Annotated in this window: 15 protein-coding genes; 6 read left to right on the forward strand and 9 right to left on the reverse strand. The window is 71.8% G+C overall.

Annotated elements, in window-relative coordinates:
- Positions 1–54 precede the first annotated feature (54 nt).
- The 4 genes from ACIBEC_RS00740 to ACIBEC_RS00755 are packed head-to-tail and all read right to left on the reverse strand — an operon-like array spanning position 55 to position 4,089.
- A complete protein-coding gene (locus tag ACIBEC_RS00740; protein WP_360489963.1) occupies positions 55–1,161 on the reverse strand; it encodes an ROK family glucokinase in 1,107 nt (368 codons plus the stop codon).
- Entirely contained in the window at positions 1,158–2,000 is an 843-nt protein-coding gene (locus ACIBEC_RS00745; RefSeq protein ID WP_360489965.1) for an ATP-binding cassette domain-containing protein, read from the reverse strand. The genes ACIBEC_RS00740 and ACIBEC_RS00745 overlap by 4 nt, the downstream gene beginning before the upstream one ends.
- A 29-nt stretch (positions 2,001–2,029) precedes the next feature.
- On the reverse strand, positions 2,030–3,073 hold the full coding sequence (locus ACIBEC_RS00750) for an ABC transporter permease (RefSeq protein WP_360489967.1): 1,044 nt from the start codon (positions 3,071–3,073) through the stop codon (positions 2,030–2,032).
- Positions 3,070–4,089: a sugar ABC transporter substrate-binding protein gene (locus ACIBEC_RS00755; protein ID WP_360489969.1), complete on the reverse strand. Its 1,020-nt coding sequence runs from the start codon at positions 4,087–4,089 to the stop codon at positions 3,070–3,072. The genes ACIBEC_RS00750 and ACIBEC_RS00755 overlap by 4 nt, the downstream gene beginning before the upstream one ends.
- Positions 4,090–4,451: 362 nt before the next feature.
- On the opposite strand from ACIBEC_RS00755, the gene ACIBEC_RS00760 reads away from it, so the two are divergent.
- Positions 4,452–5,525, forward strand: coding sequence for an alpha/beta hydrolase-fold protein (locus tag ACIBEC_RS00760; protein WP_360489971.1), 1,074 nt, complete (start codon positions 4,452–4,454; stop codon positions 5,523–5,525).
- A gap of 130 nt (positions 5,526–5,655) precedes the next feature.
- Here the strand turns inward: ACIBEC_RS00760 and ACIBEC_RS00765 are convergent, their stop codons facing one another.
- Positions 5,656–7,248 carry a helix-turn-helix domain-containing protein gene (locus ACIBEC_RS00765; RefSeq protein ID WP_360489973.1) on the reverse strand — a complete coding sequence of 531 codons (1,593 nt, stop codon included), beginning with the start codon at positions 7,246–7,248 and terminating at the stop codon, positions 5,656–5,658.
- 421 nt (positions 7,249–7,669) lie between these two features.
- On the opposite strand from ACIBEC_RS00765, the gene ACIBEC_RS00770 reads away from it, so the two are divergent.
- From ACIBEC_RS00770 to ACIBEC_RS00790, 5 genes are all read left to right on the forward strand, one after another.
- On the forward strand, positions 7,670–8,557 hold the full coding sequence (locus ACIBEC_RS00770; RefSeq protein WP_360489975.1) for an FAD binding domain-containing protein: 888 nt from the start codon (positions 7,670–7,672) through the stop codon (positions 8,555–8,557).
- Positions 8,554–9,042, forward strand: a complete 489-nt coding sequence (locus ACIBEC_RS00775) for a (2Fe-2S)-binding protein (RefSeq protein WP_360489977.1) — start codon at positions 8,554–8,556, stop codon at positions 9,040–9,042. The genes ACIBEC_RS00770 and ACIBEC_RS00775 overlap by 4 nt, the downstream gene beginning before the upstream one ends.
- Positions 9,039–11,405, forward strand: a complete 2,367-nt coding sequence (gene pucD / locus ACIBEC_RS00780; protein ID WP_360489979.1) for a xanthine dehydrogenase subunit D — start codon at positions 9,039–9,041, stop codon at positions 11,403–11,405. The genes ACIBEC_RS00775 and pucD overlap by 4 nt, the downstream gene beginning before the upstream one ends.
- Positions 11,406–11,657: 252 nt before the next feature.
- Positions 11,658–13,139, forward strand: a complete 1,482-nt coding sequence (locus tag ACIBEC_RS00785) for an NCS2 family permease (RefSeq protein ID WP_396287652.1) — start codon at positions 11,658–11,660, stop codon at positions 13,137–13,139.
- 113 nt (positions 13,140–13,252) lie between these two features.
- Positions 13,253–14,437 (forward strand): XdhC/CoxI family protein, encoded by a 1,185-nt coding sequence (locus tag ACIBEC_RS00790; RefSeq protein WP_360489983.1) that lies wholly within the window; start codon positions 13,253–13,255, stop codon positions 14,435–14,437.
- Positions 14,438–14,442: 5 nt separating this feature from the next.
- Here the strand turns inward: ACIBEC_RS00790 and ACIBEC_RS00795 are convergent, their stop codons facing one another.
- The 4 genes from ACIBEC_RS00795 to ACIBEC_RS00810 all read right to left on the reverse strand — a co-directional run bounded on the left by ACIBEC_RS00795 (position 14,443) and on the right by ACIBEC_RS00810 (position 18,266).
- Complete coding sequence (locus tag ACIBEC_RS00795; protein WP_360489985.1) at positions 14,443–14,739, reverse strand: hypothetical protein; 297 nt, start codon at positions 14,737–14,739, stop codon at positions 14,443–14,445.
- 101 nt (positions 14,740–14,840) lie between these two features.
- The gene (locus ACIBEC_RS00800; protein ID WP_360489987.1) at positions 14,841–15,461 is read right to left on the reverse strand and encodes a LysE family translocator; all 621 of its coding nucleotides are present in this window, start codon (positions 15,459–15,461) and stop codon (positions 14,841–14,843) included.
- Between the two features lie 82 nt (positions 15,462–15,543).
- On the reverse strand, positions 15,544–17,331 hold the full coding sequence (locus ACIBEC_RS00805) for an SDR family oxidoreductase (RefSeq protein ID WP_360489989.1): 1,788 nt from the start codon (positions 17,329–17,331) through the stop codon (positions 15,544–15,546).
- Positions 17,328–18,266 carry a M24 family metallopeptidase gene (locus ACIBEC_RS00810; RefSeq protein WP_360489991.1) on the reverse strand — a complete coding sequence of 313 codons (939 nt, stop codon included), beginning with the start codon at positions 18,264–18,266 and terminating at the stop codon, positions 17,328–17,330. Before ACIBEC_RS00810 ends, ACIBEC_RS00805 begins: the two co-directional genes overlap by 4 nt.

Below are 18,266 nucleotides of genomic sequence, written 5' to 3' on the forward strand. Positions count from 1 at the left end.
AAGACAGATGACGAAATCTGTTTGCTGAACTCTGTCGGCTGAAAGCCGTGCCCCCTACAGCGCGGTGCGCTCCACCCGGCGCCGCTTGATGGTGCGGAAGCGCCGGGCGACCTGGCGGGCGAGGTCGGCTGCGCCGACCAGGCCGGCGTCGTTGCCGAGGGCGGCGTGCACGATGGCGGCCTCGGGCCGGAAGCCGCGGCCGGTGAGGGTGCGGCGGAAGGTATCGCGGGCCGGGCCGAGCAGCAGGTCGCCGGCCTCGGAGACGCCGCCGCCGATGACGAAGCGGCCCGGGTCCAGCCCTGCGGCCAGGTTGGCGATGCCGACGCCCAGCCAGGTGCCGACCTCGTACAGCAGCTCGATGGCGATCGGGTCGCCCTCCTGCGCGGCCTCGGTGACCAGCGGGCCGGTGATGCCCTCGACCGTCCCGCCCGCCCGGGCCAGCAGCGGCTGCACGACCGGGGATTCCTCGGCGACCAGCTCACGCGCGTCGCGCACCAGCGCGTTGCCGGAGGAGTACTGCTCCCAGCAGCCGCGGTTGCCGCACGGGCAGCGGTGGCCGCCGGGCAGGACCTGCATGTGCCCGAACTCGCCCGCCAGCCCGTACTTGCCGCGGTCGACGTAGCCGTCGCGCACCACGGCGCCGCCGATGCCGGTGCCCAGGGTGAGCATCACCATGTGGTCCTCGCCGCGCCCGGCGCCGAAGCGCCACTCGGCCCAGGCGGCCGCGTTGGCGTCGTTCTCCACGATCACCGGAAAGCGCAGCCGCGCACTGAGAACCTCCCGGAGCGGCTCGTTGCGCCAGTTGAGGTGCGGGGCGAACAGCACCCGGGAGCGGTCGGCGTCGACCCAGCCGGCCGCGCCGATGCCGACCGCGTGGACGTCGTGCCGGTCGGCGAGCTGCAGCACCAGCTCGACGATGACGTCCTCGACCACCTTCGGACTCTTGCTCTTGTCCGGTGTGTCGGTGCGCAGCTTCTCCAGCACCTTGCCCTCGCCGTCGACCACCCCGGCGACCACCTTGGTGCCGCCGATGTCGACCCCGATGGTGGGCAGTCGCAGTATCCCCGCGGGCAGGGCGCGGCGGCGGCGTTCGGCGCGCGGGCCGAGGCCGAGCAGGGTGGGCAGGACGGGCGGCCGGCTGCTGCCTTGAGGGCTGGTCACGACTGCGGGGGCTCCTCACGGGAGACGGGTGCGGAGGGACGGGCCAGCTCGTGTGACAGCTCGGCGAGGTCGGAGCCGCCGGCCATCTCGGTGGTGAGCTGTTCCAGGCTGATCTCGGCGCGCGGGTGGCTGCCCGCCATCCGGCCGCGCTTGAGCAGGGTGAAGTGGTCGCCGACCAGGTACGCGTGGTGCGGGTTGTGGGTGATGAGCACGACTCCGAGTCCGGCGTCGCGGGCGGCGGTGACGTACTTGAGCACCACCCCGGACTGCTTGACACCGAGCGCTGCGGTGGGCTCGTCCAGGATCAGTGCCTTGGCGCCGAAGTGCACCGCGCGGGCGATCGCCACGCACTGGCGCTGGCCGCCGGACAGGGTGCCGATGGGCCGGTCGACGTCGTGCAGGTCGATGCCCATCTTGGCGAGCGCCTCGCGGGTGGTGGCACGCATGCTCTCGGCGTCCAGCCGCAGGCCGCCCCAGCGGCGCATGCCCTGTTCGGAGCCGAGGAAGAAGTTGCGCCAGACCGGCATCAGCGGGACGACGGCGAGGTCCTGGTAGACGGTGGCGATGCCGCGGTCCAGGGCCTGGCGCGGGGAGTCGAGGCGGACCTCCTCGCCGCCGACGGTGTAGCTGCCCTCGTCGTGCCGGTGCAGCCCCGAGATGATCTTGATCAGGGTGGACTTGCCGGCGCCGTTGTCGCCGAGCACGCAGCTGATCTCGCCGGCCCGCAGGGTCAGCGAGACGTCCCGGAGGGCCCGGACGGTGCCGTAGCTCTTGCCGACGCCCTCGAGGGAGAGGAGTTCCTCGTTCATCGGAACCTCGCTCATCGGAACCTCGCTCATCGGAACCTCGGTCCTCGAATCCCCGGTGCTCATCGCGGCCCCCGCTCGGCCCGGTGCTTGACGTAGGCGTTCAGCAGCGCGGCCAGCAGCAGCATCGCGCCGAGGAAGAACTTGAACCAGTCCGGGTTCCACTGGGCGTAGATGATGCCCTTGCTGGCCATGCCGAAGATCAGCGCGCCGAGCGCGGAGCCGACCACCGAGCCGTAGCCGCCGGTGATCAGGCAGCCGCCGATGACGGCCGCGACGATGTAGATCAGCTCGTTGCCGACGCCCTCGCCGGACTGCACGGTGTCGAAGGAGAACAGCAGGTGCTGGCCGAGCACCCAGGCGCCGAAGCCGACGCCCAGGTAGAGGAGGGTCTTGGTCCGGGCGACCGGCACGCCGACGGCGCGGGCGGCTTCCGCGTCACCGCCGACGGCGAAGATCCAGTTGCCGAAGCGGGTGCGCAGCAGCACCCAGCTGCCCACCACCAGCAGGCCGAGCCACCACCAGACGGTCGCCTTGATCGTCAGCCCGCCGACCGTGACCTCGGAGGCGAACAGTCGGCGGCAGGTCTCGAAGCCCTCCATGTCGGCGATCGACTTGGTGGAGACGGTGCCGGAGATCGCCTTGGTGACGCCCAGGTTGGCGCCGGTCAGCATCAGGAACGTGCCGAGGGTGACGATGAAGCTGGGCAGCTTGGTGCGGCCGAGCATCCAGCCGTTGAACCAGCCGATGGCCAGCGTGGTCGCGAGCGAGACCAGCACACCGACCCAGGTCACCGCGGTGAACTGGTAGGAGACCATCGAGGAGGTCAGCGCGGCGGTGGTGACCATCACACCGGCCGAGAGGTCGAACTCGCCGCCGATCATCAGCAGCGAGACCGGCACCGCCATGATCCCGATGGTGGACGCCGCGTAGAGCACGGTGCCCAGCGAGGAGAGCCGCAGGAAGGGCTCGGCGACGGCGGCGAAGACCACGAAGACCGCGACGGCGGCGATCAGCGAACCCAGCTCCGGGCGGGCGAGGAGCCGCCGCAGGGCCGCCGGACGGTCCTGGACGAGGCCGTCCTGGGCGAGGAGGTCCGAGCTCACCGGGTCCCCCTCGCCACGTACTCGGCGAGCGCGTCGGCGTTGTCCTTGGTCAGGATCTGCGGGCCGGTCTCGACCGGCTTGCCGCCGCCGAGCATGTCCAGGTTGGACTTGTAGAGCCAGAGCAGGTCGACGCCCTCGTAGCCCTGGAGGTAGGGCTGCTGGTCGACGGCGAAGCCGACGCTGCCGGACTTGAGCCCGGCCACCACCTGCGGGCCGAGGTCGAAGGTGTCCAGCTCCGCCGGGCGGTGGGTGTCCTGGATGGCCTGCAGCCCGGTGGCGGCCATCGAGCCGGAGAGGGTGAGCACGGTGTCGATGGCCGGGTCGGCCTGGAGCTTGGCGGAGATCGCGGCGCGGGCGTCGGGCATGTCGACGCCGTTGACGTAGAGCACCTGGAAGGACCCGCCGGCCTTGGACTGGGCGCCGGAGCAGCGCTGCTCCTGGCCGACGTTGCCCTGCTCGTGGATGACGCAGAGCACGTTCTTGCGGCCGCGGCCGGCCAGCTCGGTGCCGGCCGCCTGGCCGGCGGTGGACTCGTCCTGGCCGATGTGGGTGAGCGCGCCGAACTTCTGCGAGTAGTCCTGGCCGGAGTTGACGGTGATCACGGGGATGCCCGCCGCCTTGGCCTTGGCGAGGACGTCGGCCATGGCGTCGCCCTTGGCGAGCGTGACCAGCAGGCCGTCGACCTTCTGGTCGATGGCGGCCTGGACGAGCTGGACCTGGTTCTGGGTCTGCGCGTCGTTCGAGTACAGGAAGGTGATGTTGTCCTTGGCCGCGGCCTGCTCGGCGCCCTTGCGCACGGTGTCCCAGAAGGCGTCGCCGGGGCCGGAGTGGGTCACCATGGCGACCTTCCAGCGCGGGGTGGTGACGGCACTGCCGGCCGCGGTCGCGGCCTTGGCGCGGGCCTCCTCGGCGCGTCTGCCTCCGGTACTGCTGCATCCGGCCGCGGTGACCGCGAGGGCCAGGACGGCGCACACGGGCCAGAGGCGTCGGGACGGGCGAAAGCGGGTGATGCTCATCCCCATAGTCTCCCTGGCGGGGTCTCGCGCATTCGCACCGCCTCGCCCGGCGGCGCGAACGCCCCGGGAGGTAAGGTGCCGCGGGGGACCTTTCCTGGAAGTTCGCTGAACATCTGGCCCGGACGACCTCCGTCCGAGTGACAGACTGGGCGCCGATCCGAAGGGGGATCATCACGAGAACGTGATGTTCCTCTCAGGTTCCGCACAGATTCGGACGGCAACCGATCACCGGTTATCGGCCGTCTGATGCCATTGACGTGCGTTCGGGCGAATGGGACCCGGGCGGCGAGCGACCCGGATACGAGAACTTGATGGAACTGACAGGTACGCCATTCTTCATCCTCACCGTCATCCTTGTGCCGGTGTCCATCACAGTGGCGTTGCTGTTCTGGGGGAAGGTCGGCGGCCCTCAGCCGGTGAAGACCCTCACCCGGATCGTCATGATCATGTTCTGCCAGATCACGGCCGTCCTGATGGTCTTCGTGATGGTCAACAACGCCAACCTGATCTACGGCAACTGGGACGACCTGCTCGGCACCGGCAACCACGTCCGCGCGGTGCCCCCGGTGCCCCCGACGGACGGGGCCGGCAACCCGGGCGGTGACGCCGCCAAGGAGGCGCCGAAGGTCAAGCAGAGCTTCGGCGGCGTGAACGACCCGGCGGTCCCCAACGACGTGCAGAAGACCGAGCTCAAGGGCCAGGTCTCCGGCGTCGACGGCGAGGTGCTGGTCTGGCTGCCGCCGCAGTACAACGAGCCGGCGTACAAGGACAAGAAGTTCCCCGTGGTCGAGCTGATCCCGGGCTTCCCGGGCTCCTCCTCCACCTGGTACGGCACGCTCAAGGTCTCCGAGCAGCTCAAGCCGCTGATGCAGCAGGGCAAGGTCGCCCCGTTCATCCTGGTCTCGCCGCGCACCCTGCTGCTCGGCAGCAACCAGGACGCCGGCTGCACCGACATCCCCGGGAAGATCAACGCCGACGCCTGGATCACCCGGGACGTCCCGCAGATGGTGCTGGACAACTTCCGCGCCGACCCGTCCGCCGACCGCTGGGCGATCGCCGGCTACTCGGCCGGCGCGCACTGCGCGGCCAAGCTGTCGCTGGCCCACCCCAACCGGTACCGGGCCGCCATCGCGATGTCCGGCTACAACGACCCCGCGAACGAGAAGGACTCGCTGGTCGGCAAGGACCCCAAGCTGCGCGAGGCCAACAACCCGGTCACCATCCTGAAGTCCGCCCCGCAGCCCCCGAAGGTCGCCATGCTCGTCAGCGGCTCGAAGGGCGACGGCTACGAGGACGGCGAGGCCATCCGCGCCGCCGCCAAGGCCCCGACCACCGTCCAGGTCGAGGAGGGCACCGGCCCGCACACCACCGAGCAGTGGAAGAAGGCGGTCCCGAGCGCCTTCCAGTGGCTGACCTCGATCATCCCGGCGCAGTAGCCGCCCCGGGTACCCGGGTACGACGAGGGCCCGCCGCGATCACGTCGCGGCGGGCCCTTCCGTTTGCCTGAGGCCGTGTGCCACCGTACGTCGAAGCCCCCGTGCCGGAGCCCGCCGGCCGAACGACCCGTCAGGCCAGTTCGAGCGCCAGGTAGAAGTCCACCCGGTCCTCCAGCCGGGAGAGGTCACGCCCGGTCAGCTCCTCGATCCGGCCGATCCGGTAGCGCAGGGTGTTCACGTGGACGTGCAGCTGCGCGGCGCAGCGGGTCCAGGAGCCGTCCGAGCGCAGGAAGGCCTCCAGAGTGCGGACCAGGTCCGCCTGGTGCTCGATGTCGTACGCGATCACCTTGTCGAGCAGCCGGCTGCGGAAGGCGCGGCGGACCTCGTCCGGGACGGCGGCCAGCAGCAGGACGTGCGAGGCGAGTTCCTCGGGGCCCGCGACGCAGACCCGGCCGACCCGGGAGGCGGCGATCCGGCGGGCGTGCCGGGCCTCCTCCAGGGCGCCGCGCAGGCCGCCGGCCTCGGAGGCGGGGGCGGAGACGCCGAGGGTGATCCGGCCCTCGGAGCCGAGCCCGGCCTCCAGCGGGGCGAGCAGGTCGCGCATGGTGTCGGCGGGCACCGGGCTGTCCAGGGCGGGCAGCACCACGACGGCGCCGGTGCCCGTCCCGGCGACCAGGGCGCGGTCGCTGGTGACGCCGAGCGCCTCCTCCAGGACGGCCCGGACGGCGCCCTCGGGCAGGCCGGTGCCCTCGGCGCTGATCACCAGCCAGGAGCCTTCCTCGGCCTGGGCCCTGGGCTCGGGGAGCTCGTAGCGGGCGGCCATCGCCGAGGAGGCGTACAGGGTGCGGCTGATCTCGGCCGGGTCGGCGTCGCGGCGCAGCAGGGCGAGCACCTCGTCGGCGAGGCGGCGGCGCAGCCGGCGGCCCTCGTCGCGGCGGTGGCGCTCGGCGGCGACCAGGCGGGCCAGGTTCTCGGCGAGCTGCTGGCGCTTGGTGGTCCACTCGGTGATGTCGCCGGCCACCGCGAGCATCCAGTCGGCGAGCGACACCTCGTGCTCGGCGGAGGCCACGGCGGGCAGCAGGGAGTAGGAGCCGGCGGCCAGGCGGGCCCGGTGCGGGGGGCGGCGGCGCTGGCGCTGGGCGGCGAGGTGGGCGCGGACCAGCTGGTCGCGGTCCTCGGCGGAGAGCCGGTCGGCGGGGCCGGCGATCACCGCGCCGGTGGGGGCGAGCACCCAGCAGTCCAGGTCGAGGTCGCCGCCGAGCAGGTCGAGCACCGCGTCCAGGCCGCCGCCGCCGGCCGCCGAGACCAGCAGCCGGTGCCGGTCGACGAGGGCGGCGAGGTCGGCGGCGCGGTCGGCGGAGACCTGGCGGCCGATGAACTCGGTGACGGTGCCGAAGGCGATGTCGTCGGGGACGGCCAGCAGCGGCATCCGGTGCCGGCGGCAGGCCTCGACCAGGTCCGCGGGCACCGGGCCGACCTCGGCCTCGCCGGCCGCGAGGGCGACCGCGCCGCCGGCCGCGAGGGTCCGCACGAAGCGCTCGGAGTCGGCCGCGACGGTGCGCCAGAGCATCCCGGTGAGCACCAGTTCGCCACCGTGGAGGTAGCGGCCGGGGTCCTGCAGGTCCGTGGTCATCACGCCGCTGACCTGCCGGTCCAGCTCTTCCTCGGCCGCGAGCAGGCGCAGTCTCGGGGCGCCGGGGGCGAGCAGGTCACGAACGCGCATCCGCGGACTCCTTGGGGGACGGGATCGGGGGCCGGATCGGGGCCGGATCAGGGGGCTGAATCGGGGGGCTGAATCGGGGCTGGGCGGGGCCGGATCGGGGAAACGGAGGGGTGGGGGTGACCGGTCCTTCGGTCCGGGGGTCACAGTGTGCCCGAACATCCGTGCTCGGCGTTACGCGCCAGCGGGCGCTCGGATCACGGGGCCGTAGCCCGTCCGTCACGGCCGGATTACGGTCGTAGGTAGCACTCGGCGGAGACCTGGGCTGCGAAATTCTGCTCCTTAGAGGAACGTACAGGATGCCGGGCGGGACCACAGCCGGGGCTTCATGCCATCGGTGACTGCCAGTGGGCCGCGTCACAGGAGTTCACTGGGCGACACGCCGCCGGACACCCGGCAGGCGACGACTTGAGGAGACACCCGCATGGAGTTCCTTCGGCCCGCCACCTGGGACGAGGCACTCGCGGCGAAGGCTGAGTACCCGACCGCGCTGCCCATCTCGGGTGGTACGGACGTCATGGTCGAGATGAACTTCGACGTGCACCGGCCATCCGCGATTCTCGACCTGAACCGCATCACCGAGCTCACCGAATGGTCCAACGACGGCAGCGTCGTCAAGCTCGGCGCCTCGGTCCCGTACACCCGGATCATCGACGAGCTGTCCGGGCCGCTGCCCGGGCTCGCCCTGGCGGCCCACACCGTCGGCTCGCCGCAGATCCGCAACCGCGGCGGGGTCGGCGGCAACCTCGGCGGGGCCTCCCCGGCCGGTGACGCGCACCCCGCGCTGCTGGCGGCCGGGCGGGACGTGTTCGTGGAGGCGGCCTCGGTGCGCGGCACCCGGATGATCCCGATCGACGAGTTCTACCTCGGCGTGAAGCGCAACAGTCTGGCGGCCGACGAGCTGATCCGGGCGGTGCACATCCCGGTGGCGGACGGCCCGCAGCAGTTCTCGAAGATCGGCACCCGCAACGCCATGGTGATCGCGGTCTGCGCGTTCGGCTTCGCCCTCCACCCGAAGAACGGGACCGTCGGCACCGGGATCGGTTCGGCTGCCCCCACGCCGCGCCGCGCCGTCGAGGCCGAGGAGTACCTGCAGGGCGTGCTCGCCGAGCGCGGGCTCTGGGAGTCCGGCGACCTGCTGGGCGCAGAGGTGATCCAGCGGTTCGGCGAGCTGGTGAAGGCCGCAGCCTCGCCGATCGACGACGTCCGGGGCACCGCCGACTACCGGCGCCACTCCCTGGCCGTGATGGCCCGCCGCACCCTCACCTGGTGTTGGACCGACTACAGCAAGCAGATCAGGAGTGCGGCATGAGGGTCACTTTCACCGCCAACGGCAAGCCGGTCGAGGCCGACGACGTGTGGGAGGGCGAGAGCCTGCTCTACGTGCTGCGCGAGCGGGTCGGCCTGCCGGGCTCGAAGAACGCCTGCGAGCAGGGCGAGTGCGGCTCCTGCACGGTCTACCTGGACGGCGTCCCGGTCTGCTCCTGCCTGGTCGCGGCCGGCCAGGTGCAGGACCGCGAGGTCCGCACGGTCGAGGGGCTGAGCGAGGAGAACGGCGAACTGGGTCTGGTCCAGCAGGCGTTCATCGACGCCGGCGCCGTCCAGTGCGGCTTCTGCACCCCCGGCCTGCTGGTGCAGACCGACGCCCTGCTGGAGCGCGACGCCCAGCCGAGCGACAACGACATCCGCGAGGCCCTGTCCGGCAACCTGTGCCGCTGCACCGGCTACGAGAAGATCATGGACGCGGTGCGGCTCGCCTCGGCCCGCAAGTGCTCCGGAAAGGCCGTGACGGAATGAGCGCTCGTACGATCCAGGGCCAGAAGAACCTGCAGAACATCAACCAGGCGTCCAAGGACGGCATCGGCGGCTCGCCGCTGCGCCCGGACGGCAACCTGAAGGTCAAGGGCGAGTTCGCCTACTCGTCGGACATGTGGCACGAGGACATGCTGTGGGGTATGGCGCTGCGCTCGCCACACCCCCGCGCCAACATCCTCTCGGTCGACATCTCCGAGGCGCTCAAGGTGCCCGGCGTGTACGCGGTGCTGACCCACGAGGACATCCCCGGCGCCAAGTACTACGGACTGGAGATCAAGGACCAGCCGGCCCTGGCCATCGACAAGATCCGGTACCACGGCGAGGCGATCGCGCTGGTCGCCGCCGACCACCCGGAGACCGCCCGCCGCGCGGTCAAGAAGATCGTGGTCGAGTACGAGGTGCTCACCCCGATCGTCACCGAGGAGCAGTGCCTCGACCCGCAGACGCACGGCTACGTCCACGAGCCGCACGAGTACAAGTCGCACGCCTACGGCAACATCTGCCACGAGCAGAAGCTGGTCTCCGGCCTCGGCGTGACGGACGAGGTACGGGCGCTGGCGGACGTCATCGTCAGCGGCGACTACGAGGTCGGCATGCAGGACCAGGCCTTCCTCGGCCCCGAGTCCGGCCTGGCGGTGCCCGCCGAGGACGGCGGCATCGACCTCTACATCGCCACCCAGTGGCTGCACGTGGACCGCGAGCAGATGGCCCCGGTGCTCGACCTGCCCGAGGAGAAGGTCCGGCTGACGCTGGCCGGCGTCGGCGGCGCCTTCGGCGGCCGCGAGGACATCTCGATGCAGATCCACGCCTGCCTGCTGGCCCAGCACACCGGCAAGCCGGTCAAGATCGTCTACGCCCGGGACGAGTCCTTCTACGGCCACGTGCACCGCCACCCGGCGAGGATGCACTACGAGCACGGTGCCACCCGCGACGGCAAGCTGGTCTTCGCCGACTGCCGGATCGTGCTGGACGGCGGCGCGTACGCCTCCGCCTCGCCGGCCGTGGTCGGCAACGCGGCCTCGCTCGGGCACGGCCCGTACGTGATCCCGAACGTCAAGATGCACGCCATCGCGCTCTACAGCAACAACCCGTCCTGCGGGGCGATGCGCGGCTTCGGCGCGGTGCAGGCCGCGTTCGGCTACGAGTCGCAGATGGACAAGCTGGCGGTCGAACTGGGCATGGACCCGGTGGAGTTGCGGCAGCTGAACGCGATGTCGGAGGGCGACTTCATGCCCACCGGCCAGCAGATCGACTCGCCCGCGCCGGTGGCCGACCTGCTGCGCCGGGCCAAGGAGATGCCGCTGCCGCCGCCGCTGGACACCGAGCACCTGGACGTGCGCCAGCTGCCGGGCGCGCTGTCCAACACCTCGCACGGCGAGGGGATCGTACGCGGCGTCGGCTACTCGGTCGGCATCAAGAACGTCGGCTTCTCCGAGGGCTTCGACGACTACTCCACCGCCCGGGTGAGGCTCGAGGTGATCGGCGGCGAGCCGGTCGCCATGGTGCACACCGCGATGGCCGAGGTCGGCCAGGGCGGCGTCACCGTGCACGCCCAGATCGCCCGCACCGAGCTCGGCGTCGAGCAGGTCACCATCCACCCGGCCAACACCGAGGTGGGATCGGCCGGTTCGACCTCGGCCTCGCGCCAGACGTACATGACCGGCGGCGCGGTGAAGCTGGCCGCCGAGGCGGTCCGGCGGGAACTGATCGAGAAGGGCCGCCGGCGCTACGGCTGGGCCCACAAGGACATCACGCTGGCCGGCGGCAAGGTCGTCTCGGAGAGCGCCGGCGTCCTGGTCTCCATGGTGGACGTGCTCGGCGACGAGGCCATCGACCTCACCCGCGAGCACCACCACCGGCCCACCCAGGCCTTCGACAAGGAGACCGGCCAGGGCTTCGGCCACGTCCAGTACACCTTCTGCGCCAACCGCGCGGTAGTGGACGTGGACGTGGAGCTGGGCCTGGTCAAGGTGGTCGAGCTCACCGCCGTCCAGGACGTCGGCAAGGCGCTCAACCCGCTCTCCGTGGTCGGCCAGATCCAGGGCGGCTGCACCCAGGCGCTCGGCCTCGCCGTGATGGAGGAGATCATCGTGCGGGACGGCAAGGTCCGCAACGCCTCCTTCACCGACTACCTGATCCCCACCATCCTGGACACCCCGCCGATCCCGGTGGAGATCCTCGAACTTCCCGACCCCAACGCGCCGTACGGGCTGCGCGGGGTCGGCGAGGCGCCGACCGTCTCGGCGACGCCGTCCATCGTGGCCGCCATCCGCAACGCCACCGGTCTCGCGCTCACCCGGATCCCGGTCCGGCCGGAGCACCTGACCACCGAACAGCCCGGCTGACCCCGGCGGTTCACGCTTCCCCGGGGCGGCGACAGTCTTCCCCGCCGCCCCGGGGGCACCACCCCCACACCCGCTGCCCCGCCCTCGCCGGGGTTGCGCAGCGGTGCGCACCACCACCCTCAAATGCACCGTGGGCACTCCCCCCTTTTCGAGTGCCCCCACAGTGAGTCGATACGTCCCCCTATGCCGCTCATGCGCCGGTAGTCAGGTCGGCTCGCCCACCCCAACCCCCTTTGACACTTGGGAGTGGACATGCCCAGGATCCCCACGGAACCCGGCACCACCGAAGACAGACCCACCGAGGACGACACCCACCCGTCGACCCCGGACCCACGCCCGAAGAGCGCGCTGGACGCCTACTTCAAGATCTCGGCCCGGGGCTCGACGCTCGCCAACGAACTGCGCGGTGGTCTCACCACCTTCATGGCGATGGCGTACATCATCCTGCTCAACCCGCTCATCCTGAGCGGCGCGGACGTCACCGGCGTCAAGCTGGACCACGCGGCACTGACCACCGCCACCGCGCTGGCGGCGGCCGTCACCACCATCCTGATGGGCGTCGTCGGCAACGTACCGCTCGCCCTCGCCGCGGGCCTCTCGGTCTCCGGCGCGGTCTCCGCGCTGGTCGTCCCCCACACCACCTGGGCGCAGGCCATGGGCCTGTGTGTGATCTACGGCCTGCTGATCGTGCTGCTGGTGGTCTCCGGGCTGCGCGAGAAGATCATGAACGGCATCCCACTGCCGCTCAAGCACGCCATCACCATCGGCATCGGCCTGTTCGTCACCGTGATCGGCCTCTACAAGGCCGGGTTCATGCACACCGGCGGCCCCACCCCGCTGTCGCTCGGCCCGACCGGAGAGCTGGCCGGCTGGCCGGTCCTGATCTTCTGTCTCACGCTACTGGCGATCTTCGTGCTGATGGCCCGCGGCATCCGCGGCGCGATCCTGATCGGCATCGCCGGCGGCACCATGCTCGCGGTGATCGTCAACAAGGTCGCGGACGTGCCCGCCACCGCCTGGAAGAACTCCGTCCCGGTGTGGCCCGGCAGTCCCGTCTCCGCGCCCGACTTCGGCCTCTTCGGCCACGTCGACCTGTTCGGCGCCTTCGGCGGCAAGGGCATGGGCGCGATCAGCGCCTCGGTCGCGGTGTTCACCCTGGTGCTGGCCGGCTTCTTCGACGCGATGGCCACCATCATCGGCGTCGGCACCGAGGCCGGACTCGCCGACAAGCAGGGCCGGATGCCCGGGCTGTCCAAGGCCCTGTTCATCGACGGCGCCGGCGGCGCGGTCGGCGGCCTGGCGGGCGCCTCCGGGCAGACCGTCTTCGTCGAATCGGCGACCGGCGTCGGCGACGGCGCCCGGACCGGGCTCGCCTCCGCCGTCACCGGCGCGATGTTCGCCCTGATGCTCTTCTTCTCGCCGATCGCCGGCATCGTCCCGGTCGAGGTGGCCTCCGCCGCCCTGGTCGTGATCGGCTCGATGATGATGAGCCAGGCCCGGCACATCGACTGGTCCGACCGCGAGGTGGCCATCCCGGCCTTCCTCACCTGCACGCTGATGCCGTTCACGTACAGCATCACCGCGGGCGTCGCGGCCGGCGTCATCTCGTACACGGTCATCAAGGCCGGGGTCGGACGCTGGCGCGAACCCGGGGTCCTGATGTGGATCCTCACCGGCGTGTTCGTCCTGTACTTCGCGCTCACGCCGATCAAGTCCTGGCTCGGCGTGCACTAGCCGGACCCGGGGGGCGCCGACCGCCCCCTCCCTGCGACACCGCCGCCGTACGGGATCGTTTCCCGTACGGCGGCGTCCCCGCTACTGTCGAAACCGTGTAAGGAGCCTCCGCCATGCAGGACATCGCCGAACAGCTGCAGGCCTGGCACGCGGCCGGGCGCGCCTTCGCCGTGGCCACCGTGGTCGGCGTCTCCGGCAGCGCTCCCCGCGACCCCGGCGCGGCGCTCGCCGTCGACGCGCACGGCGAGGCGATCGGCAGCGTCTCCGGCGGCTGCGTCGAAGGCGCGGTGTACGAGCTGTGCCAGGCCGCGATCGAGAGCGGCGAGCCGGTCCTGGAACGCTTCGGGTACAGCGACGAGGACGCCTTCGCGGTCGGGCTGACCTGCGGCGGGATCCTCGACGTGTTCGTCCAGCCGGTCGTGCCGGGGGCCGACGCCGGGCTCGACACCGGAATCGCGCACATCGCCGCCGGCACGCCCGTGGCGCTGGTGCGGGTCATCGCCGGGCCGGGCGGACTCCTCGGCGCCACCCTCGCCGTCACCGCCGACGACGCCACCGGAGCACTCTCCGTGAAGCCGTCCACCGTCGGCGGACTGGAACGGGCGATCATCGCCGAGTCGCGGGCCATGCTGGAGGCCGGACGCACCGGCCGGCTCGTCCTCGGCCTGGACGGACGCCCCTGCGACGAACACGAGCAGGGCACCGTCACCTGCTTCGTCGAGTCCTACGTGCCCGCGCCGCGGATGCTCGTGTTCGGGGCGATCGACTTCGCGGCCGCGGTCGTACGGATCGGCAAGTTCCTCGGCTACCGCGTCACCGTCTGCGACGCCCGGCCCGTCTTCGCCACCACCCGCCGCTTCCCCGAGGCCGACGAGGTCGTGGTCGACTGGCCGCACCGCTACCTGGACTCCCAACTCGGCCGGATCGACGGACGCACCGTGCTCTGCGTGCTCACCCACGACGCCAAGTTCGACATCCCCCTGCTGGAACGCGCCCTGCGGCTGCCGGTCGGCTACGTCGGCGCGATGGGCTCGCGCCGCACCCACCGGGACCGCCAGGCCAAACTGCGCGACGCCGGGCTCACCGAGACCGAACTCGCCCGGCTGCGCTCCCCCATCGGCCTCGACCTCGGCTCGCGCACCCCCGAGGAGACCGCGGTCTCCGTCGCCGCCGAGATCATCGCCCACCGCCGCGGCGGCAGCTGCCTGCCGCTGAGCACCGGAGACGGGCCGATCCACCACGACGTGTCCGCCGTTTCGAAGGAACCGGCCGGAAGCAGTTCACCGCACGCGGCGTGACCGCCTCACCGCACCACGCGGTAGGCCTCGAAGATCTGCGGCGGAGTGTCGGTCGGGATGCCGACGTCCTGGAGGATCGGTCCCAGCACCTCCGAGAAGCGGGCGAAGGCATCCCGGGACTCCCAGACGTCCGTCACATGCCAGCCGGTGTCCGTCGGACCGGCCACGTGCGACACGATCCCGCTGACGGGCAGGTCGGACTGCACGTTGAAGCCGGAGGTGCCACCGGTCAGGGCCTTGATCACCGCGTCGTACTGGGCCTGGGTCACACCGGGAAGGTCGAAGACCACGACGATCGCCATGAGGGGTTCCTCTCTACTGGTTTCCATCGGACGATGGCGTTACCAGTGGAGCCCGAAGCACGGCGGAGTGCCACTCACCGGACCCCGAGCGGGCGACCTGATCAGTCGGACAGCGCCAGCCTGACGCCGAACCCCACCACCACCACGCCGGTCACCCGGTCCATCAGCCTGCGCGCGGCCGGCCGGCGCAGCCAACCGCGCAGCACCCGGGCGAAGCCCACCAGGACCGTCGACCAGAGCAGGCCCTCCACGACGTGGACGCAGGTCAGCGCCACGCCGGCGGCGAAGTGCGGCACGCCGGCCGGGATGAACTGCGGCAGCACGGCCACGTAGAAGACCCCGACCTTGGGGTTCAGCAGATTGGTCAGCGTGCCCCGCCGCCAGCCGTGCCCGAACCCGCCCTCCTCCGGCTCCTCCTCGGCCGCCGCCTGGGCACCCCGGTCGCGCAGCATCCCGATGCCCATCCACACCAGGTACGCGGCGCCTGCCCAGCGCAGCACCTCGTATGCCAGCTGCGAGGCGGTCAGCAGCGCCGTCACCCCGGCCGAGGTCAGCGTCCCCCAGATCAGCGTCCCGGTCTGGATCCCGAGCACGACCCCCCACGCCTGCCGCCGCCGCCCCAGCGCGGACGTCCGCAGGACCAGCGCGGTGTCGAGCCCCGGCGTCAGCGTGAGCAGCCCCACGACGAGGGCGAAGGACCACAGGGCGGTTGTCATCTCCATGGGCCTGGATGCTCTCACAGGCCCATGGACGGCCGCCTGGCCCGTTCCGGCGACGTTCCCCGGTCAGGTGACGTGGAGGCGGTCAGGTGACGTTAAGCCGGGCGGCGAGGCGGAGGAGGCCGGGGCTGAGGCGGGAGAGGAAGCGGGCGGCCTTGGCCTCGGGGGTGACGGGGACGACGGGCTTGCCGGTGCGGACGGCGGCGAGGATGGCGGTGGCGACCTTCTCCGGGGGGAAACCGCGGCGGGCGTAGAGCTTGGCGGCGCGGGCCTGCTTGGCGCTCTGTTCGGCGACGGTGGTGGCGGAGAAGGTGGAGGTGCGGGTGATGTTGGTGTTGACGATACCCGGGCAGATGGTGGAGACCCCGATGCCGTGGCCCACGAACTCGGCGCGCAGGCAGTCGGAGAGCATGAACACCGCGGCCTTGCTGGTGGCGTAGGCGGTGAGCGCCTTGGAGGGCAGGTAGGCGGCGGCCGAGGAGATGTTGACGATGTGGCCGCCCTGGCCGCGATCGGCCATCAGGGTGCCGAAGGCGCGGCAACCGTGGATCACGCCCCAGAGGTTGACGTCCAGGACGCGCTGCCACTCCTTCTCGGTGGTCTGCAGGAACGTCCCGGAGTGACCGATTCCGGCGTTGTTGACCACCACGTCGGGCACCCCGTGCTCGGCGGCGACGGCCTGCGCGAAGGCGTCCACCGCCGCGCCGTCGGAGACGTCCACCCGGTAGGCGTGCGCCGCCGGGCCGATCAGCGAGGCGAGTTCGGCGGTGCGCTCGGCGGCGGCGAGGTCCAGGTCGCAGACCACCACCCGGGCGCCCTCCTCGGCGAAGGCCAGCGCGGTGGCCCGACCGATGCCGCTGCCGCCGCCGGTGACGACCACCAAGCGGCCGTCGTCCAGGGCGGGTTGGGCCTGACCGGCCTGTCCGGCCTGGTCCGCCCGCCCGGCCTCGTCCGTCCGCCCGGCCTGCGCGGCCTGCCCGGCCTCGATGCGGGCGGTGAAGTGGCGGATCATCCCGGCCACGGTGGCTCCCTTCTCCAGCAGTGCCGACCAGTGGCCGGCGTGCAGCGTCCTGCGGGTCAGCTTGGGCACCCAGCGCTCCAGGCCTTCGGAGAGGTAGGTGCCGACGTAGCGGTCCCGGGTGAGGGTGATCAGCTGGACCGGCACCTCGGTCGGCCGCTCACGCGGACGGCCCAGGGTGGGGCGGAAGTTGGCCCGGTAGAGCTCGATGCCGCGCACCGCATCGCGGCGCAGGGTGCGCTGCGGGTGGTCGGCGCGCGGGGTGACGTGCTCCAGGTCGCGCAGCACCCGCGGCCAGGCCCGGGCGAGGCCGAGGCGCCAGACGCCGGGGGCGAGGTAGGGCAGGTGGAAGGCGGTGATGTACCAGGAGTGCAGGCCCTGGTGGAGCAGCTGCTTCAGGTGGCGGGGGGTGGGGCGGCGCAGCCGGTGGCGCAGCCAGTACCCCATGTGGTCCAGGCTGGGGCCGGACATCGTGGTGTACGAGGCGATCCGGTGCTCGGCGCCGGGCGCGGTGACGGCCTCCCAGGACTGGACCGAGCCCCAGTCGTGGGCGACCAGGTGGACCGGGCGGTCCGGGCTGACCGCGTCGGCGACGGCGAACAGGTCCTCGGCCAGCCGCTCCAGCCGGTAACCGTCGCGGTCCTCCGGGACGCCGGACTCGCCGGCGCCGCGCACGTCGTAGCGGACCACGTGGTGGTCGCGGGCGAGGTCGGCGGCGATGTCGTCCCAGACGGTGTGGGTGTCGGGGTAGCCGTGGACGAGGAGGACGGTGGGGGCGTCCGGGTCGCCCTGCTCGAAGACGGCAAGCGGCAGGCCGCCGGAGTGGACGGTCCGGCGGCGGGTGGGGGTCGTCATCGGGTGGCCTCCAGGGCGGTCGGCTCGGCAGTCTTCTCGAGGGTGGTGGCCGCCGTGACCGTGGTGGCCTCGGTGGCTGTGGTGGCCTCGGTGGCTGTGGTGGCCTCGGTGTTCCAGCGGCGGACGTGGGGCAGGTCGTCGTCGAGCCAGTAGGCGTCGTCCTCGGTGACCACCAGCAGTTCCTCGAACTTGATACCCACACCGCGGAAGCCGATGTGCGGCTCGACCGCCCACAGGCCCGGGGTGGGCGCGTGCCGGGACGACCGGCCGTCCGCCCAGAGCGGTGAACGGCCGTGCAGCCGCTCGGAGATGAGCTCGCGGCCGAGGGTCTGCAGGGTGCGCACGCCGAAGCCGAAGACGTTCACCCCGGCCGGTCCTCGGGTGACGGTGCGGGTGACCTGGTGGCCGATCACCCGGCCCGGGTAGACCTGGTGGCGGTTGTCGTAGCCGTGCGCGGCGAGCTGCGCGTCCACCGCCGCGTACACCTCGTCGAGGGGCTTGCGGGCCCGCACCTCGGCGAGGATGAGCCCGCGGTAGACCTCGAGGTCGGCGGCGAGCTTGTCCCAGACCCGGTTCTCGCCCACCTTGCCGCCGTAACCGATGTCGGCGGTGTAGCCGTCCACGACGGGGGCGCAGTCCAGGACGTACGGCATGCCCTCCTCGAGGCGCCGGTTTCCGGCGAAGAACTGCAGCGGGGTGTGGAAGTGCCGGAACGCCGTACGGTCGCCGAACCAGGCGAAGGGGACGTGGAAGAAGTCCTGCACCCCGGCGGCGACCAGGCGGCGGCGCAGCTCGGCGGTGGCCTGCCGCTCGGTGACGCCGGGCTCGATCCAGGCGGCGACCTGCTCAGCGCAGTGGTAGGCGAGTTGCTGGGTCTCACGGAAGCGGGCGAGGTCGCGCTCGGTGTAGCGGAAGGCGGGGGTCGCTTTCGCCAT

The organism is Kitasatospora sp. NPDC051164 (assembly GCF_044455625.1).
Taxonomy (GTDB): domain Bacteria; phylum Actinomycetota; class Actinomycetes; order Streptomycetales; family Streptomycetaceae; genus Kitasatospora.

What these genes read in the sequence shown, in the direction of transcription:
- ACIBEC_RS00745 (WP_360489965.1), bottom strand. Translation starts at nt 2,000, where the DNA reads ATGAGCGAGGTTCCGATGAGCGAGGTTCCGATGAACGAGGAACTCCTC.
- ACIBEC_RS00795 (WP_360489985.1), bottom strand. Translation starts at nt 14,739, where the DNA reads ATGGCGATCGTCGTGGTCTTCGACCTTCCCGGTGTGACCCAGGCCCAG.
- ACIBEC_RS00785 (WP_396287652.1), top strand. Translation starts at nt 11,658, where the DNA reads ATGCCCAGGATCCCCACGGAACCCGGCACCACCGAAGACAGACCCACC.
- ACIBEC_RS00800 (WP_360489987.1), bottom strand. Translation starts at nt 15,461, where the DNA reads ATGGAGATGACAACCGCCCTGTGGTCCTTCGCCCTCGTCGTGGGGCTG.
- ACIBEC_RS00775 (WP_360489977.1), top strand. Translation starts at nt 8,554, where the DNA reads ATGAGGGTCACTTTCACCGCCAACGGCAAGCCGGTCGAGGCCGACGAC.
- ACIBEC_RS00755 (WP_360489969.1), bottom strand. Translation starts at nt 4,089, where the DNA reads ATGAGCATCACCCGCTTTCGCCCGTCCCGACGCCTCTGGCCCGTGTGC.
- ACIBEC_RS00790 (WP_360489983.1), top strand. Translation starts at nt 13,253, where the DNA reads ATGCAGGACATCGCCGAACAGCTGCAGGCCTGGCACGCGGCCGGGCGC.
- ACIBEC_RS00765 (WP_360489973.1), bottom strand. Translation starts at nt 7,248, where the DNA reads ATGCGCGTTCGTGACCTGCTCGCCCCCGGCGCCCCGAGACTGCGCCTG.
- pucD (WP_360489979.1), top strand. Translation starts at nt 9,039, where the DNA reads ATGAGCGCTCGTACGATCCAGGGCCAGAAGAACCTGCAGAACATCAAC.
- ACIBEC_RS00810 (WP_360489991.1), bottom strand. Translation starts at nt 18,266, where the DNA reads ATGGCGAAAGCGACCCCCGCCTTCCGCTACACCGAGCGCGACCTCGCC.
- ACIBEC_RS00770 (WP_360489975.1), top strand. Translation starts at nt 7,670, where the DNA reads ATGGAGTTCCTTCGGCCCGCCACCTGGGACGAGGCACTCGCGGCGAAG.
- ACIBEC_RS00805 (WP_360489989.1), bottom strand. Translation starts at nt 17,331, where the DNA reads ATGACGACCCCCACCCGCCGCCGGACCGTCCACTCCGGCGGCCTGCCG.